At 56.1% G+C, this 25,392-nt stretch carries 33 protein-coding genes, 1 tRNA gene and 3 pseudogenes; 12 read left to right on the top strand and 25 right to left on the bottom strand.

What is annotated here, in order from left to right:
- Positions 1 to 192: 192 nt before the first annotated feature.
- The 3 genes from MJP36_RS14175 to MJP36_RS14165 form a co-directional block, all read right to left on the bottom strand.
- Entirely contained in the window at positions 193 to 1,044 is an 852-nt protein-coding gene (locus tag MJP36_RS14175; protein ID WP_060755597.1) for a DNA/RNA non-specific endonuclease, read from the bottom strand.
- Positions 1,045 to 1,240: 196 nt separating this feature from the next.
- Positions 1,241 to 1,393 carry a hypothetical protein gene (locus MJP36_RS27985; protein ID WP_161549628.1) on the bottom strand — a complete coding sequence of 51 codons (153 nt, stop codon included), beginning with the start codon at positions 1,391 to 1,393 and terminating at the stop codon, positions 1,241 to 1,243.
- A 157-nt stretch (positions 1,394 to 1,550) separates the two neighbouring features.
- Positions 1,551 to 1,991 carry a hypothetical protein gene (locus MJP36_RS14165; protein WP_235594036.1) on the bottom strand — a complete coding sequence of 147 codons (441 nt, stop codon included), beginning with the start codon at positions 1,989 to 1,991 and terminating at the stop codon, positions 1,551 to 1,553.
- Between MJP36_RS14165 and MJP36_RS14160 the strand changes: the two genes are divergently transcribed.
- Complete coding sequence (locus MJP36_RS14160) at positions 1,900 to 2,136, top strand: hypothetical protein (RefSeq protein ID WP_205345073.1); 237 nt, start codon at positions 1,900 to 1,902, stop codon at positions 2,134 to 2,136. The genes MJP36_RS14165 and MJP36_RS14160 overlap by 92 nt on opposite strands.
- A 53-nt stretch (positions 2,137 to 2,189) precedes the next feature.
- Here the strand turns inward: MJP36_RS14160 and MJP36_RS14155 are convergent, their stop codons facing one another.
- The 5 genes from MJP36_RS14155 to MJP36_RS14135 form a co-directional block, all read right to left on the bottom strand.
- The gene (locus tag MJP36_RS14155; RefSeq protein WP_244385593.1) at positions 2,190 to 2,348 is read right to left on the bottom strand and encodes a hypothetical protein; all 159 of its coding nucleotides are present in this window, start codon (positions 2,346 to 2,348) and stop codon (positions 2,190 to 2,192) included.
- A 255-nt stretch (positions 2,349 to 2,603) separates the two neighbouring features.
- Entirely contained in the window at positions 2,604 to 3,011 is a 408-nt protein-coding gene (locus tag MJP36_RS14150; protein ID WP_090370328.1) for a DUF3224 domain-containing protein, read from the bottom strand.
- A gap of 123 nt (positions 3,012 to 3,134) precedes the next feature.
- Complete coding sequence (locus MJP36_RS14145; RefSeq protein WP_090372373.1) at positions 3,135 to 3,527, bottom strand: RidA family protein; 393 nt, start codon at positions 3,525 to 3,527, stop codon at positions 3,135 to 3,137.
- Between the two features lie 171 nt (positions 3,528 to 3,698).
- Positions 3,699 to 4,181, bottom strand: a complete 483-nt coding sequence (locus tag MJP36_RS14140; RefSeq protein WP_081087045.1) for a DUF2867 domain-containing protein — start codon at positions 4,179 to 4,181, stop codon at positions 3,699 to 3,701.
- 165 nt (positions 4,182 to 4,346) lie between these two features.
- The gene (locus tag MJP36_RS14135) at positions 4,347 to 4,688 is read right to left on the bottom strand and encodes a hypothetical protein (RefSeq protein ID WP_060755600.1); all 342 of its coding nucleotides are present in this window, start codon (positions 4,686 to 4,688) and stop codon (positions 4,347 to 4,349) included.
- 183 nt (positions 4,689 to 4,871) lie between these two features.
- Here MJP36_RS14135 and MJP36_RS14130 point away from each other — a divergent pair, with 183 nt between their 5' ends.
- A complete protein-coding gene (locus tag MJP36_RS14130) occupies positions 4,872 to 5,297 on the top strand; it encodes a hypothetical protein (RefSeq protein WP_244385592.1) in 426 nt (141 codons plus the stop codon).
- 49 nt (positions 5,298 to 5,346) lie between these two features.
- Here the strand turns inward: MJP36_RS14130 and MJP36_RS14125 are convergent, their stop codons facing one another.
- Positions 5,347 to 5,751 carry a YybH family protein gene (locus MJP36_RS14125; RefSeq protein ID WP_244385591.1) on the bottom strand — a complete coding sequence of 135 codons (405 nt, stop codon included), beginning with the start codon at positions 5,749 to 5,751 and terminating at the stop codon, positions 5,347 to 5,349.
- A 33-nt stretch (positions 5,752 to 5,784) separates the two neighbouring features.
- Here MJP36_RS14125 and MJP36_RS14120 point away from each other — a divergent pair, with 33 nt between their 5' ends.
- Complete coding sequence (locus MJP36_RS14120) at positions 5,785 to 5,931, top strand: hypothetical protein (protein ID WP_244385589.1); 147 nt, start codon at positions 5,785 to 5,787, stop codon at positions 5,929 to 5,931.
- A gap of 205 nt (positions 5,932 to 6,136) precedes the next feature.
- Here the strand turns inward: MJP36_RS14120 and MJP36_RS14115 are convergent, their stop codons facing one another.
- Positions 6,137 to 6,646, bottom strand: coding sequence for a GNAT family N-acetyltransferase (locus MJP36_RS14115; RefSeq protein WP_244385587.1), 510 nt, complete (start codon positions 6,644 to 6,646; stop codon positions 6,137 to 6,139).
- Positions 6,647 to 6,847: 201 nt separating this feature from the next.
- Complete coding sequence (locus MJP36_RS14110) at positions 6,848 to 7,660, bottom strand: hypothetical protein (protein ID WP_244385586.1); 813 nt, start codon at positions 7,658 to 7,660, stop codon at positions 6,848 to 6,850.
- A gap of 382 nt (positions 7,661 to 8,042) precedes the next feature.
- On the opposite strand from MJP36_RS14110, the gene MJP36_RS14105 reads away from it, so the two are divergent.
- Positions 8,043 to 8,285, top strand: coding sequence for a hypothetical protein (locus tag MJP36_RS14105; RefSeq protein ID WP_090370318.1), 243 nt, complete (start codon positions 8,043 to 8,045; stop codon positions 8,283 to 8,285).
- Positions 8,286 to 8,653: 368 nt separating this feature from the next.
- Here MJP36_RS14105 and MJP36_RS14100 read toward each other — a convergent pair whose 3' ends face one another.
- Positions 8,654 to 9,706: a DUF1176 domain-containing protein gene (locus MJP36_RS14100; RefSeq protein ID WP_244385585.1), complete on the bottom strand. Its 1,053-nt coding sequence runs from the start codon at positions 9,704 to 9,706 to the stop codon at positions 8,654 to 8,656.
- Positions 9,707 to 9,958: 252 nt separating this feature from the next.
- Positions 9,959 to 10,951, bottom strand: coding sequence for a PAS domain-containing protein (locus MJP36_RS14095; protein ID WP_244385584.1), 993 nt, complete (start codon positions 10,949 to 10,951; stop codon positions 9,959 to 9,961).
- Between the two features lie 228 nt (positions 10,952 to 11,179).
- Here MJP36_RS14095 and MJP36_RS14090 point away from each other — a divergent pair, with 228 nt between their 5' ends.
- The 4 genes and pseudogenes from MJP36_RS14090 to MJP36_RS14075 all read left to right on the top strand — a co-directional run bounded on the left by MJP36_RS14090 (position 11,180) and on the right by MJP36_RS14075 (position 12,470).
- Positions 11,180 to 11,443 (top strand): hypothetical protein, encoded by a 264-nt coding sequence (locus tag MJP36_RS14090; protein WP_244385583.1) that lies wholly within the window; start codon positions 11,180 to 11,182, stop codon positions 11,441 to 11,443.
- A gap of 47 nt (positions 11,444 to 11,490) precedes the next feature.
- Positions 11,491 to 11,730 (top strand): hypothetical protein, encoded by a 240-nt coding sequence (locus MJP36_RS14085; RefSeq protein ID WP_090370310.1) that lies wholly within the window; start codon positions 11,491 to 11,493, stop codon positions 11,728 to 11,730.
- A 329-nt stretch (positions 11,731 to 12,059) separates the two neighbouring features.
- Positions 12,060 to 12,110 (top strand): annotated as a pseudogene (locus MJP36_RS27980) (HNH endonuclease); the annotation flags it as partial.
- Between the two features lie 63 nt (positions 12,111 to 12,173).
- A complete protein-coding gene (locus MJP36_RS14075) occupies positions 12,174 to 12,470 on the top strand; it encodes a hypothetical protein (protein ID WP_244385625.1) in 297 nt (98 codons plus the stop codon).
- A 27-nt stretch (positions 12,471 to 12,497) separates the two neighbouring features.
- On the opposite strand, the gene MJP36_RS14070 is transcribed toward MJP36_RS14075, so the two are convergent.
- Positions 12,498 to 12,704, bottom strand: a complete 207-nt coding sequence (locus tag MJP36_RS14070) for a hypothetical protein (RefSeq protein ID WP_090370308.1) — start codon at positions 12,702 to 12,704, stop codon at positions 12,498 to 12,500.
- A gap of 104 nt (positions 12,705 to 12,808) precedes the next feature.
- Between MJP36_RS14070 and MJP36_RS14065 the strand changes: the two are divergent.
- Positions 12,809 to 13,591, top strand: a pseudogene (locus MJP36_RS14065) (nucleoid-associated protein).
- Positions 13,592 to 13,604: 13 nt separating this feature from the next.
- Here MJP36_RS14065 and MJP36_RS14060 read toward each other — a convergent pair.
- Positions 13,605 to 15,071 carry an HNH endonuclease gene (locus MJP36_RS14060; RefSeq protein WP_244385582.1) on the bottom strand — a complete coding sequence of 489 codons (1,467 nt, stop codon included), beginning with the start codon at positions 15,069 to 15,071 and terminating at the stop codon, positions 13,605 to 13,607.
- A gap of 544 nt (positions 15,072 to 15,615) precedes the next feature.
- On the bottom strand, positions 15,616 to 16,098 hold the full coding sequence (locus tag MJP36_RS14055) for a hypothetical protein (RefSeq protein WP_244385581.1): 483 nt from the start codon (positions 16,096 to 16,098) through the stop codon (positions 15,616 to 15,618).
- A 68-nt stretch (positions 16,099 to 16,166) separates the two neighbouring features.
- Between MJP36_RS14055 and MJP36_RS14050 the strand changes: the two are divergent.
- Positions 16,167 to 16,791, top strand: a pseudogene (locus MJP36_RS14050) (tyrosine-type recombinase/integrase); the annotation flags it as partial.
- Positions 16,792 to 16,906: 115 nt separating this feature from the next.
- Here the strand turns inward: MJP36_RS14050 and MJP36_RS14045 are convergent.
- Positions 16,907 to 16,997: transfer RNA gene (locus MJP36_RS14045), tRNA-Ser, on the bottom strand.
- A 153-nt stretch (positions 16,998 to 17,150) separates the two neighbouring features.
- Here MJP36_RS14045 and MJP36_RS14040 point away from each other — a divergent pair.
- Positions 17,151 to 17,822, top strand: coding sequence for a Bax inhibitor-1/YccA family protein (locus tag MJP36_RS14040; RefSeq protein WP_060755618.1), 672 nt, complete (start codon positions 17,151 to 17,153; stop codon positions 17,820 to 17,822).
- A gap of 59 nt (positions 17,823 to 17,881) precedes the next feature.
- Here MJP36_RS14040 and murB read toward each other — a convergent pair whose 3' ends face one another.
- The 8 genes from murB to MJP36_RS14000 form a co-directional block, all read right to left on the bottom strand.
- Positions 17,882 to 18,901 (bottom strand): UDP-N-acetylmuramate dehydrogenase, encoded by a 1,020-nt coding sequence (murB, locus tag MJP36_RS14035; protein ID WP_244385580.1) that lies wholly within the window; start codon positions 18,899 to 18,901, stop codon positions 17,882 to 17,884.
- Positions 18,898 to 19,362, bottom strand: a complete 465-nt coding sequence (locus tag MJP36_RS14030) for a low molecular weight protein-tyrosine-phosphatase (protein ID WP_060755620.1) — start codon at positions 19,360 to 19,362, stop codon at positions 18,898 to 18,900. Before MJP36_RS14030 ends, murB begins: the two co-directional genes overlap by 4 nt.
- Positions 19,362 to 20,126 (bottom strand): 3-deoxy-manno-octulosonate cytidylyltransferase, encoded by a 765-nt coding sequence (gene kdsB / locus MJP36_RS14025; RefSeq protein ID WP_104994118.1) that lies wholly within the window; start codon positions 20,124 to 20,126, stop codon positions 19,362 to 19,364. Before kdsB ends, MJP36_RS14030 begins: the two co-directional genes overlap by 1 nt.
- Entirely contained in the window at positions 20,123 to 20,308 is a 186-nt protein-coding gene (locus MJP36_RS14020; protein WP_003174668.1) for a Trm112 family protein, read from the bottom strand. The genes kdsB and MJP36_RS14020 overlap by 4 nt, the downstream gene beginning before the upstream one ends.
- Before the next feature lie 24 nt (positions 20,309 to 20,332).
- Positions 20,333 to 21,343: a tetraacyldisaccharide 4'-kinase gene (gene lpxK, locus MJP36_RS14015; RefSeq protein ID WP_104994119.1), complete on the bottom strand. Its 1,011-nt coding sequence runs from the start codon at positions 21,341 to 21,343 to the stop codon at positions 20,333 to 20,335.
- Complete coding sequence (locus MJP36_RS14010; RefSeq protein ID WP_104994120.1) at positions 21,343 to 21,771, bottom strand: ExbD/TolR family protein; 429 nt, start codon at positions 21,769 to 21,771, stop codon at positions 21,343 to 21,345. Before MJP36_RS14010 ends, lpxK begins: the two co-directional genes overlap by 1 nt.
- Positions 21,768 to 22,403 carry a MotA/TolQ/ExbB proton channel family protein gene (locus tag MJP36_RS14005; RefSeq protein ID WP_060755624.1) on the bottom strand — a complete coding sequence of 212 codons (636 nt, stop codon included), beginning with the start codon at positions 22,401 to 22,403 and terminating at the stop codon, positions 21,768 to 21,770. Before MJP36_RS14005 ends, MJP36_RS14010 begins: the two co-directional genes overlap by 4 nt.
- A 109-nt stretch (positions 22,404 to 22,512) precedes the next feature.
- On the bottom strand, positions 22,513 to 24,726 hold the full coding sequence (locus MJP36_RS14000; RefSeq protein ID WP_244385579.1) for a DNA internalization-related competence protein ComEC/Rec2: 2,214 nt from the start codon (positions 24,724 to 24,726) through the stop codon (positions 22,513 to 22,515).
- Between the two features lie 147 nt (positions 24,727 to 24,873).
- Between MJP36_RS14000 and MJP36_RS13995 the strand changes: the two genes are divergently transcribed.
- Positions 24,874 to 25,389, top strand: coding sequence for a DUF2062 domain-containing protein (locus tag MJP36_RS13995; protein WP_090370293.1), 516 nt, complete (start codon positions 24,874 to 24,876; stop codon positions 25,387 to 25,389).
- Positions 25,390 to 25,392: the final 3 nt, after the last annotated feature.

Below are 25,392 nucleotides of genomic sequence, written 5' to 3'. Positions count from 1 at the left end.
GCCGACGGGGGCGGCGTTTCAAGGGAACGGGCAGCGGATCGTCCGATTCCTACGCAGGAAAAGGAAATGCCGCACTATCAGATCGATGGAGGCTGCGACGGTGCAGGTCACTGCACCGGCAAACAATTAATCAGCGGCAGACATGCGCGTATATCGAGGCCAACGCGCCGGTAACGCTCATGCCGCCGTACCTCAGGTTTTGTTGCAGCCGATGCGCGCAGGCAGTTGCCCCTGCTTCGCTTTCAACGCGGCTTGAACCGGTTGCGGCAGATTGCTCCAGAACGTCAGCCCGGATCGCTCCTCGATCTGGTTCACGGTCACTTGGTAATCGCAAAAAGCCGCGCCTTTCGGGGTTTCCTGGTTCATCACGAACGAGGCGTAAATGCCGTCTTGCGGCGAACTGCCGACAAAGATGATTTTCCAGTAGCCGCTGGGGATGGTGTGGACCTTGTTCGTACCGGGAAGCGTGCCGACAAAGTGCTCGTACAGTGGCCCGGTGACCACATACACCTGGTCCACGCCGGGCTCTTTGGCGAGGTTTCTCTCCTGGTCTTCCAGGCGCGCCCAAGGGCCCTGGTTCAGATCAGCCTTCTGCGGGGTAATGTTCGACAAGTAATTGAGGGTTGGCCAGTCCGCCACACCGGCCATTGACGCGAGGTTGGCCTGATGGCCGCGGTCGACCTTGAGGGCGACGTTGGCGCCGTTGTAATCCACGGGGTCGAGGGTTTCTCCGGGCGGAATATCCGGGTCCGTCGCCCAATTGCGCGCCCGGCCGCTCGCCGGTGTGTTCTTGGTGATTCGGTACGACACCCAGTTGGCGAACTTGGTCGAGCCGTTGTTGTTCAGGGTGTATGCCTGGCGATTCAGCGTCAGTGGACTGCCGCCGGTAGGGCAGCCTACGCCACAGTTATCGAACGCCGGCACCTGCCCCGGCATCACCTGGATGGCAACCGCAGGCTCACGTGTTCTATCGGTGGTGGTACAGGCGGCAATCAGCGGGATCAACAAAAACGGCAGGTGCTTGAACTGCAGACTTCCTTGCATGGTGTAACTCCTTGTAGGTGAAGCAATCGTACCGATCATTCGGAAATCAGCTACAACGGTTCCTCCGTTGTCTGACGCACGCATTCAACCACAAGAAGGTTTCAATGTAAGGACTGTGACTGTCTCGGGGAGGGTATTTTCTTCGATAGTGCGTAGGAAATGGCAGCCTGTAACGCTACAGGCTGCCATCGACTGTTCAGGCGTCAGTCATCCCGATCATCGCGATCACGGCCGTGATTGCGGTCATACCGACGATCATCGTAGCGACGGCCTCGCCCCTGATCGTTGTCATCGCCCTGGTCGTAGTACCTGCGGTCATGATCGTAGTGCCTGTAATGATCACGGCCATACCCGCCTCCGTCGTCCCACACAGGCACACAGCCCCCCAGCAGGAGAAGGCCGGTGGTGGCCAAGAGTATTACTGCTGCGCGCTTCATTCTGAATGTCCTGAAAGCTGGATTCACAAACCCCACCCAACCTGCGGTCCGGTGAGTTGCGAACGCCAATTAGTGGGAAGTTGAGGTGCCGGCCTGACTCAGTCCCTTCAGGTTGTGATCCCCTGGCGTAGTCGCCGAGATCGCCGTGGCCTTGGATAGTCCCTGGGTTGTTTTGGTGTGCGCTACACCGGATGTGGCAAGCCCATGGCCCCGATCATTTTTGAGAGCGCGCCCAACATGATTGCCACTCACGCCGTGATCTCGAACCGCCCTGCCCTGATGGTCGGCTTCGTGACCTTCAGCGAGTCCTTTACCCTCGGAGCCCGCCGCATGCCCCGCGCCCGCATGGCCACCCCCGCCGCCGCCGTTACCGCCGCCACCGCCATGCCCGCCACCGTCTTTGGCATAGGCAGAGGCCATGACTGACAGTCCCGCAGGCAGCAGCGGCGCAGCCGCAAACAACATTGCGCACGACACAACGGCAACTAAGGATTTCTTTTTAAAACGCATGGAGGAGTCCATCGGGCTGGGGTTGAACTGCATGTCATATCTGACACACATTGTTACATCCAGTTCAATTCAAGCGACAAATGGATACGCAGCAATCAACGCGGGCAATCGGGCAGGTCTGGGGCTAAACGGGGAGCGCTTTTAAGGTAAAAGCCAGTCATCAATGACTGGCTCGAGAGAAGACGCAGGGCAGCAAGCTCAGGTTGAGCGCCCTTCACTGCGGTTTTGTTGTTTTTTAACGCCTTTCCCGGTCTTTCGTTCGTATTGATGGTGAAGGAACCAGGCGACCAGAAGCACGCCAGCCAAGGAAAATATGAAAAGCAACAGCCCTATTGCGGTACCTTCATGTGAAAACATGTTTCGTTCCTCGTCCTGAAGTCGCACGACCTGAAATTGACCGCGCCCTAAGTTGTTCGTAATATTTCGAACATTTTCAGAGTAGTCGGCAAAAGCGGATGTGGCAACCCTGAATTGCGTCGCAACCATTGATCTAGACGGGTTGACGATTGAATCCGGGGATAAGGAGCGGTGGCATGGGTGTGCATATGCGTCCGGCGTCAAACCTTGCTTGCAACTTATTCGGCAGAGGCCGGGACGCGTCCAGCCGATATCTCAGGACTCAGGTTCAAACGAGTATTCAAATGACACTTGTGCCGGCTCCCCATGGCCTGCGACGTAGCTGCCATTACCGCCAAGCGCTACCAAGCCGCCGGTGCCCGCCCCCTTCACCACGCTCCAAGTGCTGCGCGCCTGGCCCTGCGAAAACGATCCAAAATGCCGAACGACAAATGTCCCACTCTTACCTGCAACCACCGCACAGATTCGCTCAAACCCCACAAAACTAGCGGTACCATCATCGCTATAAGACATGAGGTAATCGACGCTGCTGGTTCCCTCGATGGCGCCGGCATAGGACTGCGTGACTTTGGCGTGAGAAAGTTTCGGAGAACCCTCAAGTTCCTGGGACGGCTTTTCGTCCCAGCCAGTGATCTGAAACGTGCAGTTGACAGTGTTTTTCATGGGTATTTGGCTCTGCTTACGGGTTGTTAGTGAGAGTGATGTAGCGGTCTATGCGGAGCGAATAAAAGTCCATCGGCCGAACAAGCAATGAACTCGATCAACGACCGTACGAGACCTGAAAAATTATCGCTGCACCGCGATGCATTTGATCTCCACGAGAAGCCCCGGTCGAGCCAGCTCACTGATGCCTACGCATGTCCATGCACAAGTCCCTCTAGGAAAGACTTGATCCTTGACCCGTCTAAAGACAGGCATATGGCGTTGCATATCGACGTGATAAGTCGTCATATCGACGACATCCTCAAATTCGCAACCGCCCGCAGCCAAGACGAGCCTTAGATTCTCCCATGCCGCCAGGAACTGCTGCTCAGGATCCTCGATAACGGATAACTCCGGCGTCCGGCCCACCTGCCCAGCGCAGTAGAGCGTTTTTCCTACCTTTACCGCTGGCGCATAACCAGCTTGCTCGCAGAGCAGTTTCATGTCGCCTGGAACGATGATCTGACGATCAGTCATGGTGGTGGAGCCCAAGATATTAACGAATACGAAACCTAACCCGAGTGGCGAAGCGTCGTCCAATCGGGTCACCCTATTATCGACAAGTGTGCTAGACGCACACTTACTGCTCACGGCAATACCGGCGACGTGGGTGATCGCATCCTTTGAAATCACCCTTAATGCAATACATCAGCCCTCTTCAAGCTTGCGCCTGAGCCGCTTCATATCGCTATTGATGATCAGCTTATGGACCGGACCTACCGGGAGCATATAAATGCGTCCAAACAGGTTATGCGTTACGACTGAAGAAGTAATCGTGAGAACGCGGTCAACTATGGAGAGGCAGATCATGACATCCAGGTGCCGGTCACGCTCAGTCAAAACCAGCATGTCTGGCGCACTATGCTCTACCAGGAAGAAATCCAGGTAATCCCCCTCAAGCACCGCCTCTCGACTTCGCCCTGAAAATCCGCCTATGCGCCTCACACCAAACAGCGAGGAGATCCTGTCGCGAATTCGAAAGGCCAGTTGCATTAGAGCCCCATGCCCCGCCGTAACGATGTTCCAGACCTCGAGGGCCGTGACTTCGCGAGGTAGTGGGGTCGACCTGACGTCGTAGTAATCAAGATCGGGTGGTGGGCGTAGCGTATGCACTGCGGATATAGCTACCAAGCGTTTCTCCCTGAATTGCCTCGACCGGCCACTCCGATTAGATGGGGTCGACCATCTGCTTTCATGCTGGTGATACGACCGCTATCAAAATCTGCATGTCGCTCCATCCCAGGTTTGGCGAAATAGCAGCATTGCCACGCACAGTGACTGCGATCCAATCAAAAATCAGCGTTGATCTATTTCAATCTTTTGCGTTGGGTCAGGGCTGTATCTTTGGCGCTTAAGTTGCGGGTCGCCCTTTGCCATGCAGAAGAAAAAAATCTCCGCCTCGCCGCAACCACCGTGCAATGCGCATTCACTCGCTTGCATATGATCCAGAAGAATCTCACGACCTTGCGACTCGCAGAACACGTTCGCCTCTTTAAGCGCCTGACCTTTTGCAGACGCCGGACCGCCCAACGCCACTCGGGTTGAAATCGTATAGGTATCAGGACCGACCTTTATCGGTCCGCTATCCGCACAACCGACGAGCATGATTGCCGCGATCAAAGGCAGCCAGACTTTCATTGTTATCCTCCCCAGGAAAACATCGACTGTAGCGCGTACCTGACCAGCCATCCAGCGTGGATGGAATGCCAGTCACAGGGGAACGGGTTTAGTCTTCCTAGTCTTGATTACACTGAACGGATTATATTTTTCGCAAAGCCCATGGACACCCGGCAGCTTTCAGCCCGCGACAAGGATCAAGGAATGAGTTTGGCGAAAAAAAACGCACCACGACCTACTGGCACATCCGTGGCTCTAATGGGTATTGCGCTGAGCCTCGCCGTTGCAGTCTACATAAGCCCTAAAAACGAGTACTTCCTGGATAATTTCGCGGGTTACTGGTTACCACAGGCGGCAGTTCTTTGCATCACGCTGCTGTGCAAAGCGTCACGGGGGACGCTGGGCGGTATAGCTATCACCATGGCGCTGTACTTGTACCTTTTCGACATCTGGGCTACGGAAGCCATGGCTTGGCTTTTTTACCTCTTCAGCTTTCCGGGCATCCTCATCGGAGCATTGCTCGCCATAGCGACATCGTCGAGAAAAGCATATGAGGCGCCAATCGCTTTTGCTTGGGTGACGCTAGGCACAGCGCTTGGTCTGGTAGCCATTTGGCTTTGGGTTCGCTGAGATTTCGAAATACCAGACACAGAAAGCCCAGCGTGGGGATGCCCTACGATCAGACGACGCTATCCAGTAGCGCCGTCCCATAAGAATTGTCCACTACGCATAGCCACTGTTCCGAGAATTGTCGAAACACGTAGGTTGCCCTGCGCGAGATCTCGGTTTTCACACCGGCCTTATCCGTGGCCTGTAACAGGGTCTCCATGATAACGAGAGCGACGTCACCTCCCTGTATAACCTGCATTTCCCCCTGCGTGACAACGATACTGTGATTGAAGTGCTCCGCAATGGCGACAAATGCTCGGCGGATGCTGTCTTTGCCTGTGACTGTCAGCCCTGGTTTAACCACGAGACTTGCGTCATCCGCATAAAACTTCATCAGCTCGTCGAAGTCTTCGGCGGTGATGGCTCGATCAGCGGCTTCGATAGTTTCCTTGAGAGTTCGGGTCAGTGCGTCCATTCCTGTGCTCCTGAGTGAGCCTCGGAAGCAGGCATGAAAAACCCCGCATCTGAGGCGGGGTTCGGCAATCGTGCGCAGTCCCACCACCTAGGTGAAGGTGGTAATAATTGGGTTGGCGCAATGGAAACGGTGTCTGTTCATGGCATGAATTTGCCGCGTAAGGCCAAAAAAATCAACTGACACGACCTGATCGGAGTTTTCCGAAGGCTGGTGACTTCATTCACGGCGATAGGCATCAAGCTCTCGCCAGCAACCAAAGGCCTCAGCCGGCAACGCTGATTACTGTGTGCCAGCGCTTGCTACCCATAAAGTGCATGAAGTCGCAGCTTGGGCAATCAGCCAGTCATGCTCGCCTTTTGCGAAGGGTTGAATCGCCCCGGATTCTCTAGACACCTTGCAGCGCTTTAAACACCAAACTCGGCGCTTTGCCAGGGACATCATCCAACCGCTCAAAGAGTTGCATCCCAATTTTTTCTAACACCCGGATAGACGCAAAATGATCTGGCCTGACTAGCCCGAAAACTTCGGGCAAACAAAGCTCTTCAAATGCATATTTCAATGAATCTCTTCCGAGTTGGGTTGCATAGCCCTTACCCCAGGCTTCGACAGCGAAGCGATAACCCAAGTTGACGCGCTGTTCAGCCAGGTAATCGTGGATGGAAATGCCACCAAACCCTATGACGTGCTCCGGCGCAGCAGCTCTTGCAATAGCCCAGGTACCGTACGAATGCTTGTCCCAATGCCTGATCCAGCGACTCAGTAAGTCCTGTGCTTCGACAAGGTCCTTCATTGGTCCCGCCGGGTTGAAAAGATGGGTTTGTGGGTCACCATAAATTGTGAAAAGCCCAGGTGCATCAGAGGGTTGCGGCACTCTATAAATCAGGCGGTCCATCATGCTGAAACTCTCCAATACCAATCAAAATCTCCGCGACCTATTTTAAATAAGTCAGGCGGACACTAGAGCTACATCACAGCTGCCAAACCAGCCTGGTTATCGGCGAAGGGCAGCTGTCGCCCCCCCTGAAAGCTAACCAGAAAACCTGCAGTTGCATCTATTTCAGGTGCTAGCGTTATTATGGGTGGGCCAAGACTGAGCTCAATGGCTTTTTCGATCCATGTGCTCGAACATGATATTGAGATTGACTGGATCGAGGCAGTCCGGCGCCTGATCTTTCACCTGCTTGAAATAGCTTCGTGCTGCCGGATTCTCGATATCACCCTTGAGCGCTAGCAGATAATAACCATCGGCACGAAACTGTTCCTGGCTCAGCAACACAGGGGTGTAGAGATCCCTCAGCGAGGTCAGCGGCTGCTGACGGTTGACCTGGGGTTCCTTCGACTCTTTGAAACAGTAAGAATTTAACACTGGCAACGGGTAATGGTCGGAGTACGGATCTTGCCGCTCCAACGCCTTGAGTAGTTGTCCCCGAAGCCGCAGAAGTTCAGGGTCATTGAACTTGAAACGCTGATACGCTACGTCACAGTCGCGCAACTGCATTACCGCGCTGGCCAGCAGGCCTTGATCTGTGGCGCGCTGATACAGCGCACAGGCCTCTGTATGCTTCATTGCGTAGTCTTGGCCCATTGTCTTTCGGCCTTCTGTTAGGGTTGCCAGCAGGTAAGTGGCTACGCCATGACCCTCGCTGCTAGCTTTACGCAGTTCGCTCTCGAATGTCTCAGCTTTTTTAGCCGCTTCCTGGATGGCTTCAGTTAGCGCACGTTTGTCGATTTTGCCCTGTTGCTCCTGCTCGACAATCAGATCCATCTGTCGCTTGTTGTCTTCAGCAATATGCAGCGCATGCTGAAAGGTTGCTTCAGTCTCAGCCGTCGGCGCGGCCTGTACAGCGGCGCATAAGGCAAGACTGAGCAACAGTGTTGAATGACACAGTTTCAATCGTACTTCCTTCATGAATGTCCGGGCAGAATACGCAGACCGACCGGCCTTATCCTTCGGTTTGTGGAGCCTGTCAAGATGTCAGCGGGCAGTGGCATCTTGCGTTTTTATCTGGTCACTCGCAGCTCCAGAGCTAGTGTACTGGATCGTTGCAATGGACCACCTCCTGCGCCATTCCCGCATGACTCACCAACCGACCTCGAAGCCTCGCGTAGTGATAGTACGCCCTACTCCTTCGCCAGATGCAAAAAGCCCAGCGCGGGGCTGGGCTAGTTCAAAGACAGCTATCGGCCAGAGGAGGAAGCCCGGCCCACCACTTTTCCTCAGGCGAAGGCAGGCTAAAAAGGGTTTAAACTCGCTTCGCGGCACCCAAGCGTCAACATACGGAATCAGATTCGTGCAGATTCATATTATTTACATCCGAACAGTCATGTTGCTCTCCAAGCATCCTTACCAATCATGGATAGAAATTCAAAATCAGTACCCTGACTACATGACTTCGCTCGGCCCGTGGGAAGAAGATGCAGTCATTGAATACCTTGCGGATGAATACCCAGAGCTTTTCCCGCATCCGCAAGAGCAAGTCAATGCGTTCATAGCGGATACTCAAGAGGCAAGAGTGCTTACCTTTTCCACGTAAATCGTCTTAGCGACCATTCTCAGAAGCTCGCCCTCGAAGTCCGCTTTGGGTCGTAGCTGCCTTTTGGTGGCAACTTTAGAGGTAACCAAGCAAATATTGATCCCGCTCGATTGGTGAGACGTCTACATCGGCCTAAAGACGCCGCTCGACGAGAAGGTCAGGGAACGTGTGTACGACAGGGTTGGAGCCCAGGGCCCGTTTCTGCGTGTAAGTGACAGCTCGTGTTTACCTCGTGGCTATTATTAGCCCGTCCCCCCATGGTATTGAGCACGCTTGTTCGCTTCCTGAATAATGCCCCTATATCTGGTAGCCGGAAGATATCGGCACATTCCCGCCAGGCCACCTCTTTTATGGGATATACGCCAGCATCACCGATTTCCCTGGCTACGCCACAGCACAGGCCAATAAGCCTGATCCAGCCCCATGCACGGGATCATTTCAGCCGCATGCGTGAGCGTGAAACCGTTACCGTCGTAACGCCAGCGCAGCGTAGTCCCACAACCGCCCATCCTCATCGCCCTTTCCTGACTGCCAAGTTCACCCGTGGCCGGATCAAACTCTACGAAGCCCTGGGGTTCTCGTTCCGGCAGGTTGGGCACTTCGGCGATCAGCGCTGCACGCGCCTGCTCTGGGTGGTCCAAGGGTGCTTGGTAAATGCTGTAGAAGCAGTTGTAGCCCCCGCAGCCGGTTTCAATGATCACTAGTGCTTGATCTGAACTCAAGGCGTAGGCGTTGGCTTTTGGCGAGATGTCTTCATTCAGATCTTCTTGCCAGTCCTTGCGCGTGGCAATCACCACCGCATCCGCGATCTGTTTTGCATTGTCAGCAGTCAGCGCGGCAGGTGCCTGCCAAATTGGCGCTATCGGAGCGGCAGGGGCTGGCGGCACGCTGCTGGCGGGCGTCGACCCCTTGGAGATCAATGCGTCCTGCGTGCCCACCCGGCCTTGAACCGAGTCCATCAGCAACAGCGCCGCACTCATCCCGCTTAGCGATGCGTACGATTTGCCATCCTTTACCGGCAGCACCAGGTAGTTCCCGTTGCGCAACTCTGTGATCAGGGCTTGGGCTGATGCACCATTTAGCGCAAAGACTTCCGGGGTATCGCCTTCTTTCAGTTCGCCAGGCTCAAATTGAGACTTCAGCGGTTTGTCATCAAGTGTTGGCTGGCCACGCGTTTCTGTATAGCTGAACACCCCAACATGCAAGGCGCCTTGCGGGCCAGCTTCACGTGTGACTCGTATGCTGAACGTTGAAAAATCAGTGTCATCGCGCTCCTGCACGGCACTGATGGCCGTGCATGTTAGTGTGTTATCACAGCCGATAATCCAGTCCTTGATGTCGCGCGCCAACGGGACTTTCTCGGCAGCATGAACACAGCCAATGCCTGCCACCAAAAGGAATATGAAAATGCTTCGTATCATTAGACAGACGCCTTTATACAAGTAAGCGCCTATTAAGACAGAGTTTTTTGCTGATACCTATTGAATGGCCGTCAGTCACAATAAAATCGCCGCATTCAACAATCGACACTGCATGCGGCAGCATGCAAACGGGGGAGATTCAAACAATAGTGGGTGTCCGCTTAGGGCTGACGGCGAACACACACCACGTTTCTGTATCCTGTCCTGGCATTCAGCCCAGTGCGAGTAATGCAAAAAGCCCAGCGCGTTAGATTACGCTTTACCTAGCGGAATCTTCAGTGAAACGTGCAAACCCGCTGGGTCCCAATTTCGTGCGATAGCACCGCCAGTCGACTCTGCCAATCGATCAATCATATGCGTACCAAACCCTTGCTTGGTCGGAATTGTTACAGCAGGGCCGCCGATCTCGCGCCACTCGATTGTTAGGCACTTTTCTTTAGTAAACCAGCAAACTTGAACCTCTCCGTCAGCGCTGCTCAAAGAGCCATGTTTCACAGAGTTGGTTGCCAGCTCATGAAGGAATAGTGCGAGAGTCTGACAGAGTTCCTGAGGAACTTGCTGTTGCGGGCCTATAAACCTGCATTGCGAACCAAACGGGTTCAAGACTGACCCCGTGAACGCTTTCATATCAGAGTTCGACATTTCCGGGCCAGCCAACACAGACTCATAAGCCCGAGCTAATGCTCCCAGTTTATCGGTAAGAATTTTAGCCAACCCACCATCCCCACCGACGGACCGTGCTTCCCTATCGGACATCCTCACAACTGCGTTTACAACCGAGAAAAGATTTTTAATCCGATGAAGCATCTCGCCCGAAAGAAGTTGCTCTCGTTTGAGAGATCTATCTAGGTCTCGCCGCAACAACGTCTGTTCCGTAATATCCCGAGAAACGCATACGATCGAGCTCACTTTCCCCGTCTGATCAGCTGCGGGAGTTAGTAAGTTATCCCAGTAAGTAACTTTTCCGGAGCACTCACTATACCCTGCAAAACGAGCGGTATTTCCACTTAGAGCTTGAGCTAAAGCTTCGGTGGCAGCGTCATGAACTGATGTGGGTAGAAGGGCCACCCAAGAACTTCCTTTAACCTGAGACTTTGTCACTCCCAACGCCAGACACCCAGCGTTACTCATAGCCAATAGCGTTCCGTTCAGATCGAGAATTTTAATGCAGTCAGGAGTCGCATCGAGCATTGCACTCTGAAGATCGGGGTGGGCGACAGGAATATCATCATCATGTTTATGCATCGTTTTCCAGCTTAGCCCCTAACCGTTGAGTCCAAGACTAGAGGAATTGAGAGGGTACTACAATCGTAAGGTCTGTTTACCCATCCAGTGTGGATGGAAAGCCAGTAACCCTGCAACCACCCCGGGTAGTAGCCTTCTGCCACGCGCAAGGATTTCCCAGTCCTACGCCTGCAAACCCAAGGACGGGGATAGCGCCAATATCGGCGCGTTTATGACCAGGAGGTCAATGTGACTCAACAATCTGTAACCCAAATCGATGACGCTGTTATGCAGCTTACCAACGGATTACTCGCGCTGACTCACGTCCTTGCTCAAGTAAACCCTGACCTAACTAAGGGTTTTCTGGGCATGGCAATGCACGGGTCCGTGCAAGCAGGAAATGGTGACAGCATACTCAAGGCAATTTGGGAAAAAGCGTTCCCCGGCGCACTACTACCTGTCGCTTTATCTCCGAAAGAATTCGCTAAGCGATTCGGGGGCTCGAACTCTTAAAATCAACTGATACGGCGGCGTCTTTAACAGCCGATGGGTTGATGAGGATGCTGCCGTCAGGTGCAATCATCCACAAGGGCTTCACACCCAACCCGGAGATCAGCACCGGGCATCTGCATCACCAACCCCAACCGGAGATCACCATGCTCCAACTGTTCCTGATCGGCGCAGCGCTCAGCCATGCGCGGTCAGAACCGCCACCTGATGACGGCCTGCCAACCGGTCCATCGCGCTTCCATCGTGAGCGCTGGCGTTCTCGACAGGGGCTCTCGGCGTTCTGGCGCTGATGGTCCCGCCAAAAATCCTCGACTCAGAGCAATAACTGCATCGGTGAAAGCCCCGAACGTCCAACGGGGCTTTCTTTATTGCGACCTAGCAGATTGGAGGTGTGGATGAATACCAGCAGCTCCTACGTTGTTTGCTTGCTCGATTACGATCCTGCCAGCGGTGCCATGTACTGGAAGACCAGGCAGTCCCATCAGGTTAACTGCCTGAAATTCTTGATCTTCGGAACAGAAAGTACGCTGGCAAACGAGCTGGATCGTCGAACAGCGACGGTTACGAGGTGATACGAGTGGGCGGAAATCAGTTCCGTACCAACCGGCTAGCTTGGAAGATGCTCCACGGGCCTATCCCAGATGGAATGCAGATTGACCACATAAATGGCGATCGCCGGGATAATCGCGCCGCCAACCTGCGTGCCGTAACAATTACCGAGAACAACCGGAACATGAGGCTTTCGCACGCAGCATTAAAGATATGCCAGGAGCGTTACGACGCTCAGTTGCCTCCAAAGATCAGCGAGGCAGACGCGGAACAGGAGTGGCTGGAGCATTCGGCGGAACAACTAGTGTGCGGGATGGATATCAGGTGGAAGCGCAGGTACCCACATTCATCGGGTGCCGAGAAGTCATCGCCACTTTTAGAAATTAAGCGCCACGGTTATGAGATATCCGAAAGCGTGGCGCGCAAATTACGGCAAACAGGTTTCGGTGAATCGCTCCAGATGAACGCCGAAGACGAGTGAACCAATAGACAAAATTTTGATTATAAATTACTTACTGGGCTCGAATTTCGCGAACATCATGCCGAAGACAAAACCTCCGACGATGGCCAGATAGACCGACTTGTAGCCTGCGACGTTATAGGCCAGCCAGTAGTTGACCGCAGTGATTACGGCGAAAACCAAGAAGAACTGCTTACGAGAAAAACGGCTGAGAAAACGATTTACTGACGCGTTTATTGCGTTGAGCTTGTTCATTCCGCTTCATCCTTGATAGACCGTCATAACTTTAACTTAAACCCCTGTTGCCCACCATGCTGCATCCGTTAACCGGAGGGCGGCGCTTACCTGAGGTAAACGCAATGCCCATTCGCCACAGTGTCATCCACAAGATCGACAAAAAACCCGACGGCAGCCCGGCCATTCTGTTCCTGGGCGCATCCGAGCAAGTCGAAAGCCAGGCCCGCGAAGACCTTATGAGCCAGCTCAACGAAAGCTACAACGCCACCGCCGGCAAGGGCTGGGGGTTCTTCCATCAAGAATCAGGTGCCTACCCATTCAGCGGCTGGCTCGGCAAGTACCTGGCCGGCGTTACCTACTTCCTGACGTTCAGCACCACTGCCGTCGAACACCTGACCAAACTAATGGAAGAGTCGAACCTCACCACCGGTGGGCACACCCTCTTCTGCCACTACTAGCAAGGCATGACTGATTACCTGGTGATCGCCCTGGTGCAGGAAACCGAAGCGGTCACCATGACCGAAGAGCTCGCACTGATGACGGTGAAGCGCCTCGACCTGGACCTCATCCGCCTTGCCGCACGCATCAACATCAGCGAATGGCAGACCAACCGCCAGTCGAAGCAGTACATCTCGTACCTGAAGGGAAAGCAGGGACGCAAGCTCAACGATTATTTCCGCGATTTCATTGGCTGTGTGAAAGGTGGCGAAGGTTACTTTCGAGCAATCCGAGAAGACTTCCCGGAGCAATTTGAAGAGCTTTGCCGTGTCCAGGATGAACTTGGCCCAGGCTCATACCTGCATCGCGACCGCAAGACCAATAGCCGTTTCTCTCTACGTAACCTTCCGCCTGGTAAACCCCACCGAAACGAGATGCTACCAGCTTGCTCTTTTTTTGCGAGATAGCTGAGTCCAACTATCAACAGAGCACTGCGGACATAACGTCGGGCTCAGCGATAGCTGGTGTAGGGTGAACGATCTGAGCCTTCAATTTGCGATGCAGAACACGATGACAGTTGGCACACAGGCAGCGCAATTGATCGAGGGTTGTCTTGTGCTGCTCGCCCATATCTGCGACCTGTATCGCCTCATGATGAACTTCAATACAAGCCACACCAAAATCGCCATACGCTTCGATAGGATCTGTTCCGCACTCCTCGCAGAAAAGCCGGCCATGCTGCTTGATAAATGAAGCTTTCTTGGCTCTAGACAAACCCGGTGAGCGTTCACGTTTCAGGTGATACACCAGCTTAACTTGGCCCTCGGCCCACTCTCTATCCTCTGTGTCATTGGGTATTTCAAGCGCCTCAACTGGCTCACCTTTCGGGACAATTTTGTAACCCGCTGCTTCCAGCAGTTCGAAACAAACAGTTCCCTTGCCCGCGGTGAAGTGGCGAGGCTTGAGAGTGAACCCTAGAGCGGCTGTTGCAGCAAGTCCAAACACCTGCTTCGGTGCGAGTCGTTTCCCTTCTTCAACCAACAAATCATAATCAATCGACGGCCAAAACTCCTCCGAGGTCGCGCCCTGGAGCAAACTTTGCACTGCCTCCCAAATATACTCAGGGGTTACACTGCGTAATTGCTCTGCAGGCAAACGGCGGCGATCCTCCCCTGGCACATTCACTTGTGACGGAGCTGTAACCCGAATTGTTGTCAACGCTTTCAAATCGCGATCCGCTACCAGACCCAGAATCACTCCACCTAAAGTTGGAGAAATACTTGCGAGGTAACATCCCTGATTTCCATCGCCATTTTTCTGTAATGGGGAATGCTTCTCTGGCAGAAGGTCCGCTAAAGCATCTAAGTGTAATTTTGGAGAAATCGGATGATCCAACCTGGCCCACATGATCGGCACCATCCAGCCAAGAGCTTGCCAGTATTCAGCAGCCTGCCAATGACTGTCGGGGATAGGCTCTTCGCGGTGTGCATCCGAAGCAACGCCTACTGCCTTTATTAGCCCATCCGCATACGAAATTACTACGTCACCGGGACTCACGAGAGTGAGGTTCAGATACGTCTGGTTGGCCACACCATTACGCTTTTCTTTTGGAGACCAAATATATCCCCCAGCGTACTCATCTAGATGAGTTTGCTTATGATTAACCCACCAGTAGCGCCGCATGGGCTTTGCCGAGCGATTTGAGGTTCGGTGAAAAACTGCGGTTTCATTTGTCCTGTCAACCGACTCACATTCCCAGCCAGCAGCGATCCAAAGGTGAGCCCAAGTGTGGCTGTCCTCCGTACGCGAGTTAGCCCACCAAGCGTCATGGTTTCGTGCACTGGGCGGCAGCCCATTGACTAGCGCATCGATCTGACCGAATGAAAGTTGGACAGAGTCCTGGACCTGGGCTTTCAGATAGTCTGCTAAAGGCGCGTATTTACTCACTGCTCACCTCCTTGTTTGAAGGTGGAAGCATATTGACATCATCTACCAACCGCAACAGCCTCAGCGCGCCGCAATGGCAGCGCTGGCACCCGCCAACGCCCCCTGACGCTCCGAAGAGCGCCAATCACACGACGCCTAACCCCTTATCAGGTTGTGTTGTTTTGCTGCGAACGTTGAAAGGTTTGGTACGTCACCTGTTGCCCGATTGGTTGCAATCCAAATCCGTGTCGCCTCTACCTCGAGGCTCTGTTTATTTGCATCCAGCTCAGCCAGAAGAGTTCCAGATATCCGATACCGGCCACATCCGGCGCAGTTCCAATCCTGATAATCGCCAAGTGGAGCAATGTCCTCAGCTGGTTCATTGCAAATTCGACATGCCATTTTCTGAACTCCTTGTGAATGACCATTCAACTCTAGCTGATCCCTCACCACACGCCACCGCCCGGGCATGGCCCGACGATTACTAACGTGGAAACTAAAATGCTCGTTTTTTTATCCGAACACTGTGACCTTCATCAGATTCTTCTGAGTAGATATCGAAGACCTAAACGCCTTTTAGGCCACTTACCTTTCTATAACTAACTTCAAGTTCATATTTTTGAAAAATGCCACTCAAATCATCCAAAAAGAACCCTCTAACAACATCCCTGTGTAGGGGCTCTAAATGCATAGGATATCTATCAACACCATCACTACTCAGGTGAACAACTACTCCATCACAATAATTTCCAAAGTTTCTAATTTCAAAATTCTCCATCCAGTCCCCTTGTACCTGGAGGGCACCTAGATATTTAAGCTCCAATAGAGGTTCAAGCGATCGTTCGTAATGGCGCAAATTTTCTTGCTGTGCTTCGACAAGAGCCTTCTGTTGGTCGACTGAATCTTTCAATTCAGTCGCCTGCATTTGGAGCGCTTTAGAGCTTATTTTTAGTTCTCTACCCTGCTGTACGTAACCCAAAACCAACCACAGAAAAGCGACTGGACCAAACACCCCAGCTGACAAATCTCCGATTGCATTCAATTCCAACTTTATCAGCTCATCGAATCGCGCCCCCATAATCAAAATTGCGCCGCCTATATATAACGCTGTGAATCAACATAGCCCGGGAGTGGGGGCTCACCCAGCGCGAGAACCCCTGTCAGGGGGTAAGAAAGAACAAGGAGACGCCACGCGACTACTATGCCAATGCCGTGGTTTGGGATGCGGTGTACGGGATGGCTGGGCCTGAACTCAGGGAAGCGATGGATCTGGGCTACCTCACCGGTCAACGCCCGGCTGACGTGATCGCCATGCGCAGTGACGACGTGGATGGTGATTACTTCCTGGTCACACAGGGAAAAACGGGGCTTAAGCTCAGGATCTTGATGCGCACAAAGGAAGGGGAAAACAGCCTGGGAAGGCTAGTTCGGGAAATTTCAGAGAGGAATGCCGCCCACCCTTCAAAATATCTGCTGATCAACAAGCATGGGAAAAGGATGACGAAGGGGATGTTGCGCCTGGGATAAGGCACGAGAGATGGCTTGCGAGAAAGCTATCGAACAAGGAGATCCGACGCTCGCTGCAAAGATCAGTGGGTTTCAGTTCCGAGATATTCGACCCAAAGCGGCATCGGAAATCGTGGATATCGGCGACGCAAGCCTGCTGCTTGGTCATAGCAATCAGGAAATCACAAAGCGCGTTTACAGACGGCTCGGCGCCACTGCGAAGCCGTCAAAATAGAAAAGTTCTGGAACGGTTCCATAATAGTTATGGAACGCCGAGCAAACACCAGCCCGCGACAGCCAACGCCCAGAAACACAAAAGCCCCGCTTTCGCGAGGCTTTCGTCTGAATGTTGGCGGGAAACCAGGGATTCGAACCCTGGGAACGCTATTAACGTTCGCCGGTTTTCAAGACCGGTGCATTCAACCACTCTGCCAATTTCCCTTTTGCGTCACAGGAACAATAGTAGCCCTTCCTGCGTCAGCGGGCGCCATAATACCCGAATGAAACACACTGTCAAACTCTCGCCATAGCTTGTTACAGAGCGTCTGTTATGATCTTTGCGACTGAACGTTTCAAAACTGAAGGAGTGTCGCCATGCGCGAACAGAATTACGCAGTGAATGGCAACGCGCAGGCTGAGCAGCTTGAAGTCAGCCGCGTGTTGCGCAACACCTATGGCTTGCTCGCCCTGACCCTCGCATTCAGCGGCGTGATGGCGTATGTGGCGCAGCAGATGCGGGTGGGTTACCCCAATATCTTTGTCGTGCTGATCGGTTTCTATGGCCTGTTCTTCCTGACCAACAAGCTGCGTGACTCGGCCTGGGGCCTGGTCTCTGCGTTTGCCTTGACCGGTTTCATGGGCTTTATTCTCGGCCCGATCCTGAACCGTTACCTAGGCATGGCCGGCGGCGCTGAAGTGGTCAGCTCGGCGTTTGCCATGACGGCTCTGGTATTTGGTGGTCTGTCGGCCTATGTGTTGATCAGCCGCAAGGACATGAGTTTCCTGGGCGGTTTCATTACCGCAGGTTTCTTCGTGCTGCTGGCGGCCGTGGTAGCGGGCATGTTCTTCCAGATCAGCGGCCTGCAACTGGCGATCAGCGCAGGTTTTGTGCTGTTCTCCTCCGTGTGCATCCTGTTCCAGACCAGCGCCATCATCCACGGCGGTGAGCGTAACTACATCATGGCGACCATCAGCCTGTATGTGTCGATCTACAACCTGTTCATCAGCCTGTTGCAGATCTTCGGCATCATGGGTCGCGATGACTGATTGCTAGCACCCAAAAAAATGCCCCGTATCGCAAGATACGGGGCATTTTTGTTTCAGGCTCAATACTGGTTGGGTTCCATCTCCAACTCGACCCTGAAGCGTTCAGCAATATCCTGCTGGATACGCAGTGCCAGGTTCGCAATGTCCTGTCCGGTGGCCGTGCCATAGTTGACAAGCACCAGTGCCTGCATCTTGTGCACGCCCGCATCGCCTTCTCGAAAGCCCTTCCAGCCGGCTTTGTCGATCAGCCAGCCGGCGGCGAGCTTCATCTGCCCATCGGCCTGGGGGTATGCCACAAGGTCCGGGTAGCGCGCTTGTAGCTCTGCGGCCAATGCCTGGGACACCAGCGGGTTCTTGAAGAAGCTGCCAGCGTTGCCAAGCACCGCCGGGTCGGGCAGTTTCTCGCGGCGAATGCTGCAGATCGCACGACTGACGTCACTGGCCGTGGCCTCGATGATCCCCTGCGCGGCCAGGCGCTGTTGCACTGGGCCGTAGTCGAGTTTCAGGTGCTGGGTTCGGCTGAGGGCAAAGCGCACTCGCAAGATCAGCCAGCGCCCGGTCTCGTGCTTGAACAGGCTGTCGCGGTAGGCGAAGTTGCATTCGTCCAGACTGAACTCCCGTAGTTCGCCGGTATGACGATCCAGGGCCGTCAGGCCGGCAAACACGTCCTTGATCTCCACGCCGTAGGCGCCGATGTTCTGCATCGGGGCCGCACCGACGGTGCCAGGGATCAGGCTGAGATTTTCCAGGCCGCAAAAACCCTGCTCCAGGGTCCACAGCACAAAGGGGTGCCAGGCCTCCCCGGCCTCGGCTTCCACCACCACGTGCACACCGTCATCGTGCAACACCCGGATACCCTGGGTCGCCATACGCAAGACCAAGGCGGGAATGTCGCGGGTCAACAGCAAGTTGCTGCCGCCACCGATCACCAGCAACGGCACCGCGTGCGCGCCAGCATAGGCCAGTGCTTCACGGACATCCGCATCGCTGCGGGCTTCGGCAAACAGTTGCGCACGCACATCAATGCCGAAGCTGTTGAATGGCTTGAGCGATACCTGCGCAAGCACTTGCAAGGTCATAACCGCCCCTTTAATTCAATGACCAATAAATCGCAGGCTCGCTCGATCAGGTCCAGGACCCGTTCAAACCCTTGTTCGCCTTCATAGTAAGGATCCGGCACTTCATCGACCTCGGCGCCATACCGGCGCAGGAACAAATCCACTTGCGCCCTGCCCTGGCCCGGTTGCAACAGGTTGAGGTTGCGCAGGTTGCTGTGGTCCATGGCCAGGATCAAGTCATAACGCTCAAAGTCGGCGCGTGAAACCTGCTGGGCACGCTGGGCCGACAAGTCATAACCGCGTGCCAACGCCGCGCGCTGGCTACGCTGGTCAGGGGGATTACCCACATGCCAGTGGCCAGTACCGGCCGATGCCACCTCAACCTGCCCTGCCAGCCCCGCTTCGCGTAATTTGTGGCGCAGTACGCCTTCGGCAGTCGGCGAGCGGCAGATATTGCCCAGGCAGACAAACAGAACTTCCATCACGCCCCCAGCAGGCGACGGACGCGCTCAAGATCTTCAGGGGTATCGACACCGGCAGGCGGTGCTTCCAGGGCGTCGCCCACATGGATGCGCACGCCATGCCAAAGAGCACGCAGTTGCTCCAGGGATTCGGTGTTTTCCAGCCAGCACGGGCCCCAACTGACGAAGTCATGCAGGAAACCGGCACGGTAGGCGTAAATGCCAATGTGGCGACGGTACGGCACGCCCTGCGGCAATACATCCGGCTGCCGGGCGAAGGCGTCGCGTGCCCAGGGCAAGGTCGAACGGCTGAAGGTCAGTGCCAGGCCATTGATATCGCTGACCACCTTCACCACGTTCGGATTGAACAGGGTGTCGATGTCTTCAATGGGTTCGGCAAGGGTGGCCATGCGGGCTTCGCCATGGGCTGCCAGGTTGGCCGCCACCTGGTCGATCACACTGGGCGGAATCAACGGCTCATCACCTTGCACGTTGACCACGATGGCATCGGGCGCAAGGCCAAGCTGCGTGGCCACTTCGGCCAGACGGTCGGTGCCGGAATTATGGTCTTCGCGGGTCAACACCGCTTCGGCGCCAAAGCCTTGGCAGGCCGCGATGATACGCGGGTCGTCGGTCGCCACCACCACGCGTTCGGCGCTGCTTTTACTGGCCTGTTCCCATACCAGTTGGATCATCGGTTTGTTGCCGATCATTTGCAGCGGCTTGCCCGGCAGGCGGGTCGATGCATAACGCGAAGGAATGACAACGGTAAAGGCAGTGGTCATTTATCCAGGCGCTCATCGGTCGTCAGGGTGCGGGCTTCGCTTTCCAGCATGACCGGGATGCCATCGCGGATCGGGTAAGCCAGGCCAGCACCTTTGCTGATCAGCTCGGTTTTGTCGGCGCTGAGCTTGAGCGGGCCTTTGCAGATCGGGCAAGCGAGGATGTCGAGCAATTTGGTGTCCATGAAGGTTTCCTGGAAAAAAGCGTTTTAAGGCAAGAGACGGTCGGGCAGCAGGCGCATCAGTTGCGTGTCGAACCAGGCGACAAACGCCGGCGACGGCGCCGCATCCACCGCAAGGTACCACCAGTCAGGCTGGGCAAAGGCGCGGCACTTCACCGCGTCCTTTTCGGTCATGACCAGCGGCAATGACGGCGTAAAATTCAAGACCTCGGCGCTGTAGGGCGCATGGTCGGCAAATGCATGGGGTATCGGCTGCCAGTGTAGCGTTTCAAGGGTATTGAAGAAACGTTGCGGATTGCCGATGCCGGCGACCGCGTGCACCGCCTGGCCCGGCGGAAAATAATCGATCGGCTGGCGCTCACCGGTACTCAGGTTGATCAACGCGGTGGGCATCAGGCGGAAGGCAAAGCCGTCGTCACGATCCGCTACGGCGCCGTTGTAAAGCAACGCATCCACACCCTGCAGACGCTCCACGGGCTCGCGTAACGGCCCGGCAGGCAGGCAACGGCGGTTGCCAAGCCCCCGCGCAGCATCGATCAAGACCAGCTCCAGGTCGCGGGCCAGGCGGTAATGTTGCATTCCATCGTCTGAAAGGATCAGGTCCAGGGTTTCGCTGGCCAGTAACGCCTTCACGGCGCGACTGCGATCAGGGTCGATCATCAGCGGGACGCCGCACCGCTGCACGATCAGCAACGGTTCATCGCCCGCCACCTCGGCGCTGTGGCTGGCATCGACCCGCCAAGGCAATTGCGGCGGCTTGGCACCGTATCCACGACTGACGACCCCCACGCGCAAACCACTGCGCCGACAGTGCTCGATCAGCCACAGGATCAACGGCGTCTTGCCCGTGCCGCCCACGGTGATATTACCGACCACCACCACCGGCACCGGTGATTGGTAGATGTCGCCCTCACCCGCCAGGAACCGTGCACGCTTGCGCTGCACCACTCGGCGATACAAGGACTCCAGCGGCCGCAACAGCGCGAGAGCCGGATGGCCCTCGTACCACGCCTTGAGCAATCGATCGGAAAGAGGCATCAGGGTGCGCTCGCCGCCTCGACGGTGGACATGCGCAAATGGCTGAAGCCCAATTTGCCGGCAGCATCCATCGCTGTGATCACCGCTTGATGCTGGGTCTTGCCATCGGCACTGATCGACAGCGGCATCGTGGTGTCACCACCGGACTCCTTCTGCAAGGCTTCCATCAGGCTGTTGAGGTCGTTCTTTTCCAGCAACTGGTTATTCACCGAAAACACCCCATCGGCGCTGATGGCGATATCCAGTTGCTTGACCTGCTGATCTTCGGCCGGCGAGCCGCTGACCGCTTCCGGCAGATCGACCCGCAGCTCGGTCTGCCGGGTGAAAGTGGTGGTGACGACAAAAAACAGCAGCAGGATAAACACCACGTCGATCAGCGACGCGAGGTTGATATCGACATTTTCCCGTTGCTTGCGGCGAAATTTCACGCTTTGCCCTCAACCAGGTCCACATCGCGGTCGCCCTGCACCACTTCCACCAGCTTGATGGCTTCCTGCTCCATGCCGACCACCAGTTCATCGATGCGCCGTTGCAGGAAGCGGTGGAAAAACACCGATGGAATACCGACCATCAGGCCCGCTGCCGTGGTGATCAACGCCTTGGAAATACCACCGGCCAACACCGCGGCGTTGGTGGTCATGCCCGAGCCCATGAACGAGCTGAAGATGTCGATCATACCCAGCACCGTCCCCAGCAAGCCGAGCAACGGCGCCATCGCGGCAATGGTACCGAGGGCGTTGATGTAGCGTTCCAACTCATGAATGACCCGGGCAGCGGCTTCTTCGATGCACTCTTTCATGATCTCGCGACCATGCTTGGAGTTGGCAAGGCCGGCGGCGAGGATTTCCCCCAGGGGCGAGTTGGCGCGCAGCTCCTTGAGTTTATCCTTGTCGAGTTGCTTGTTCTTGATCCAGCCCCAGACCTGCCCCAGCAAGTGCTCGGGGGTGACGCGGCTGGCGCGCAAGGTCCACAGGCGTTCAGCAACGATGCCGAGTGCGGCGATGGAGCTCAGAATGATCGGCAACATCATCCAGCCACCGGATTTGACCAATTCCCACACAGTGAATGTCCCCTCGAAAAAGTGCGCCACTTTACCATATAGGTTCAGCGGCGGGGTTCGTCGCCCCACGCCCCGTCCGTCGCAGGTGCCGGTCGTTGATAACACTGGGCTAAGGTAACGGTTCGCGCCAGAAACGGCGTTGACTGCGCGCAACGACCGGTGGCTTGAAGGCGCCCAATTGCACACGCACCGCGCCCTGCTCGGCGCTGTCGTAGACCCGACTGCCCATGGCCCGATAACGTTCCATTACCGACGCGTGAGGGTGGCCGAATGCATTGCCCCACCCTCTGGAGATCAACACCGACTTGGGTGCCAACCGTTGCACGAAGGGCCAGGAGGAAGAACTGCGGCTGCCATGATGGGGGGCTTGCAGCCAGTCGGTTGGCGTCGCCAGCGGCGTGTCGAGAAAAGCCCGTTCTGCCGCACGGTCGATATCGCCGGTGAGCAGCAGGCGCTCACCATTGGCCTGTACCTGTAACACACATGACCTGGGGTTACCGTCGAGCGCACCCGGCCATTGCCATAACGCGAACGACACACCGTCCCACACCCATGTCTCGCCACTGATACAGGGCTGAGCCGCGAGAACAGCCGGCAGCCCTTCGGTCTCGCCACCCACTACCCGGCCGACGGGCAGCCCCTCGGCCACCGCGACCGCACCGCCGGCATGGTCGGCGTCGGCATGGCTGAGCAACATCATGTCCAACCGCTCGACCCCGAGTTTCTTCAACGATGGCAAGACCACTCGCGCCCCTGAATCAATCATCCCGGATCGAGGGCCGGCATCGTAGAGCAAGCTGTGATGACGGGTGCGCAGAATCAATGCCTGGCCCTGGCCGACGTCCAGTTGCACCACGTCAACCTGCCCATGGGGCACCGGGCCCCTGGGAGGAAACACTGCCAACAGAAGCATCGGCCAACCCAGCAACCGGAACGGCACGCCCTTGGGCAGCAGCAATACCACGGTACCCACAAGGCTCACCAGCCAATATCCCAACGGCACTTCGGCCGGTGTCCAGGCGGGCACGCGCGCAGCCAACAGTGTCAAACCCTGGAACAGTCCATCCAGTGCCCCACCGGCCAGCCACAGCAGGTTCTCCCCGACAAATGGCACCCCTAGCAGCGCAGTGCCCATCAGCGCCAGGGGCAAAACCACCAGGCTGACCCACGGCACGGCAAACAGGTTGGCGACCGGCGCGCTGAGGCTGATGGGCAGGCCGAGCACCAGCAACACCGGAAACAACCCGAGGGCGATCAGCCATTGGGGCCGGGTCCATGCCTGCCAGACGCTCCAGGGGCCCAGACGTGCACCGAAAGCCAGCACCAGCACCGCAACCGCGGCAAACGACAACCAGAACCCCGGCTGCAGACTGGCCAAGGGCTCGAACACCAGCACCGCATTGAATGCCAGCAACAACGGCCACCAGCCGCCCAAATGCCGGAACCGCAGGCGCCACAGCAACACCAGGGCGACCATCATGCAGGCCCGCTGCACCGGCACACCCAACCCAGCGAGCAGGCCATAACCCAGCGCGGCGGCAAACGCCAAACCGCATGCCCATGGCAGCCACGGCAGCGCATGGGGCCAGCCACCATAGCGCGCCAACCCGGCCACCAGGCCGTAAATCAACCCTGCCAGCAAACCGATATGCTGGCCGGAAATCACCAGCAGGTGCACGGTCCCGGTGTCCTGCAGCACCCGCCAATCCTGCGCATCCAAGCCGGAACCGTCCCCCAGCACCAACGCCGTCACGGCGCCTTGGCGATTTTGCATGTCCACGCTCATCAGCCGCTGGCGCAGGCTATCGCGCCACGCATCGCGAGCCGGCGCCAGGCGCTGGCCGTCCTTGACAGACGCAGTAGCGCCAATGCGCTGGGCCAGCAACCACGCCTCATAGTCAAAACCGTGAAAGTTGAGCAGGCCGGACGGTCGCTTGAGCGTCACAGCCAGGCGCCAGCGTTCGCCACTGCGTACCGCCGGTCCACCGTGCCAGGACACCCGGATACGCTTGGGCAAACGCGCATGGCGCGACCGACTGTCGCTGAGTTCGAAGCGCACGCCGCTGCTCGTCTGCTGCGGCAGCCCGGTGACACGGCCCTCGACCCAGCGGGTCTGCCCGTCCAGCGCGGGTAGCAATCGATCATTCAGCGCCCACTGCGCGCTGATGCAAGCCCAGCTCAGGCCCAGCAGAAAGAACGCCAGTGGATAGCTGCGCCACGGCAATAACATCAAGGCCAGCACCAGCATCGCCAACACCCCGCCGACCGGCGGCAGTGCCGGCAACCAGCGCAACGTCAGCAAACCGAGTGCGAGCGCGAACATCCCTGCTCTCATGGATCATCCTTTTCCAGTGATCCACTCAGTCTTAGCTGGGCGTCCGGCACGGCCTATGATGTTTTGTCACAAAGTCTGAATTTTCTGTTTATAGAATGCGCGCATACTTGCCCCTCGAATTGACCGGGACCCCTTATGCCACGGCGCTTATTCAAACGGTACATGCCCGATCCCAGTAGTATCAGGGAACACAAGTCCTTACGATTTCTCGGCACGTTGCTGCATGACCCCAACCTCTGGCACCTGAACCGACACTCCGTCGCACGTGCCATGGCGGTTGGCCTGTTTGCCGCGTTTATTCCGATTCCCTTTCAGATGCTGCTGGCGGCCGCCCTGTCCATCAGCGTGCGCGCGAATATGCCGATCGCTGTCAGCCTGGTGTGGCTGACCAACCCGATCACCATGCCGTTTGTATTTGTCGGTACTTACCTGACAGGCGCCTGGCTGATGAACGTACCGCCACGCAGCCTGCCCGATAACCTGACCTGGGAATGGATCAGCGGCCAGCTCAGCACGCTGTGGCAGCCGTTTCTGTTGGGTTCAGTCGTGTGCGGGCTGTTGTTGGGAGCTCTGGCCTATTGCCTGACGATGCTGTACTGGCGCTGGTGGGTTGGGCACCAGTGGAAAAAGCGCAAACAGCGACGCACCTGAAGG

This window comes from Pseudomonas palleroniana, assembly GCF_022836895.1.
Taxonomy (GTDB): Bacteria; Pseudomonadota; Gammaproteobacteria; order Pseudomonadales; family Pseudomonadaceae; genus Aquipseudomonas; species Aquipseudomonas palleroniana.
The sequence above is the reverse complement of the archived record's forward strand: the minus strand, read 5'-3'. Positions and strand labels throughout refer to the sequence as shown.

What these genes read in the sequence shown, in the direction of transcription:
- MJP36_RS14175 (WP_060755597.1), bottom strand. Translation starts at nt 1,044, where the DNA reads ATGCAAGGAAGTCTGCAGTTCAAGCACCTGCCGTTTTTGTTGATCCCG.
- MJP36_RS27985 (WP_161549628.1), bottom strand. Translation starts at nt 1,393, where the DNA reads ATGGCCGTGATCATTACAGGCACTACGATCATGACCGCAGGTACTACG.
- MJP36_RS14160 (WP_205345073.1), top strand. Translation starts at nt 1,900, where the DNA reads ATGACTGACAGTCCCGCAGGCAGCAGCGGCGCAGCCGCAAACAACATT.
- MJP36_RS14165 (WP_235594036.1), bottom strand. Translation starts at nt 1,991, where the DNA reads ATGCGTTTTAAAAAGAAATCCTTAGTTGCCGTTGTGTCGTGCGCAATG.
- MJP36_RS14155 (WP_244385593.1), bottom strand. Translation starts at nt 2,348, where the DNA reads ATGTTTTCACATGAAGGTACCGCAATAGGGCTGTTGCTTTTCATATTT.
- MJP36_RS14150 (WP_090370328.1), bottom strand. Translation starts at nt 3,011, where the DNA reads ATGAAAAACACTGTCAACTGCACGTTTCAGATCACTGGCTGGGACGAA.
- MJP36_RS14145 (WP_090372373.1), bottom strand. Translation starts at nt 3,527, where the DNA reads ATGACTGATCGTCAGATCATCGTTCCAGGCGACATGAAACTGCTCTGC.
- MJP36_RS14135 (WP_060755600.1), bottom strand. Translation starts at nt 4,688, where the DNA reads ATGAAAGTCTGGCTGCCTTTGATCGCGGCAATCATGCTCGTCGGTTGT.
- MJP36_RS14130 (WP_244385592.1), top strand. Translation starts at nt 4,872, where the DNA reads ATGAGTTTGGCGAAAAAAAACGCACCACGACCTACTGGCACATCCGTG.
- MJP36_RS14125 (WP_244385591.1), bottom strand. Translation starts at nt 5,751, where the DNA reads ATGGACGCACTGACCCGAACTCTCAAGGAAACTATCGAAGCCGCTGAT.
- MJP36_RS14120 (WP_244385589.1), top strand. Translation starts at nt 5,785, where the DNA reads ATGAAAAACCCCGCATCTGAGGCGGGGTTCGGCAATCGTGCGCAGTCC.
- MJP36_RS14115 (WP_244385587.1), bottom strand. Translation starts at nt 6,646, where the DNA reads ATGATGGACCGCCTGATTTATAGAGTGCCGCAACCCTCTGATGCACCT.
- MJP36_RS14110 (WP_244385586.1), bottom strand. Translation starts at nt 7,660, where the DNA reads ATGAAGGAAGTACGATTGAAACTGTGTCATTCAACACTGTTGCTCAGT.
- MJP36_RS14100 (WP_244385585.1), bottom strand. Translation starts at nt 9,706, where the DNA reads ATGATACGAAGCATTTTCATATTCCTTTTGGTGGCAGGCATTGGCTGT.
- MJP36_RS14095 (WP_244385584.1), bottom strand. Translation starts at nt 10,951, where the DNA reads ATGCATAAACATGATGATGATATTCCTGTCGCCCACCCCGATCTTCAG.
- MJP36_RS14085 (WP_090370310.1), top strand. Translation starts at nt 11,491, where the DNA reads ATGCTGCCGTCAGGTGCAATCATCCACAAGGGCTTCACACCCAACCCG.
- MJP36_RS14075 (WP_244385625.1), top strand. Translation starts at nt 12,174, where the DNA reads ATGAGGCTTTCGCACGCAGCATTAAAGATATGCCAGGAGCGTTACGAC.
- MJP36_RS14070 (WP_090370308.1), bottom strand. Translation starts at nt 12,704, where the DNA reads ATGAACAAGCTCAACGCAATAAACGCGTCAGTAAATCGTTTTCTCAGC.
- MJP36_RS14040 (WP_060755618.1), top strand. Translation starts at nt 17,151, where the DNA reads ATGCGCGAACAGAATTACGCAGTGAATGGCAACGCGCAGGCTGAGCAG.
- murB (WP_244385580.1), bottom strand. Translation starts at nt 18,901, where the DNA reads ATGACCTTGCAAGTGCTTGCGCAGGTATCGCTCAAGCCATTCAACAGC.
- MJP36_RS14030 (WP_060755620.1), bottom strand. Translation starts at nt 19,362, where the DNA reads ATGGAAGTTCTGTTTGTCTGCCTGGGCAATATCTGCCGCTCGCCGACT.
- kdsB (WP_104994118.1), bottom strand. Translation starts at nt 20,126, where the DNA reads ATGACCACTGCCTTTACCGTTGTCATTCCTTCGCGTTATGCATCGACC.
- MJP36_RS14020 (WP_003174668.1), bottom strand. Translation starts at nt 20,308, where the DNA reads ATGGACACCAAATTGCTCGACATCCTCGCTTGCCCGATCTGCAAAGGC.
- lpxK (WP_104994119.1), bottom strand. Translation starts at nt 21,343, where the DNA reads ATGCCTCTTTCCGATCGATTGCTCAAGGCGTGGTACGAGGGCCATCCG.
- MJP36_RS14000 (WP_244385579.1), bottom strand. Translation starts at nt 24,726, where the DNA reads ATGTTCGCGCTCGCACTCGGTTTGCTGACGTTGCGCTGGTTGCCGGCA.
- MJP36_RS13995 (WP_090370293.1), top strand. Translation starts at nt 24,874, where the DNA reads ATGCCACGGCGCTTATTCAAACGGTACATGCCCGATCCCAGTAGTATC.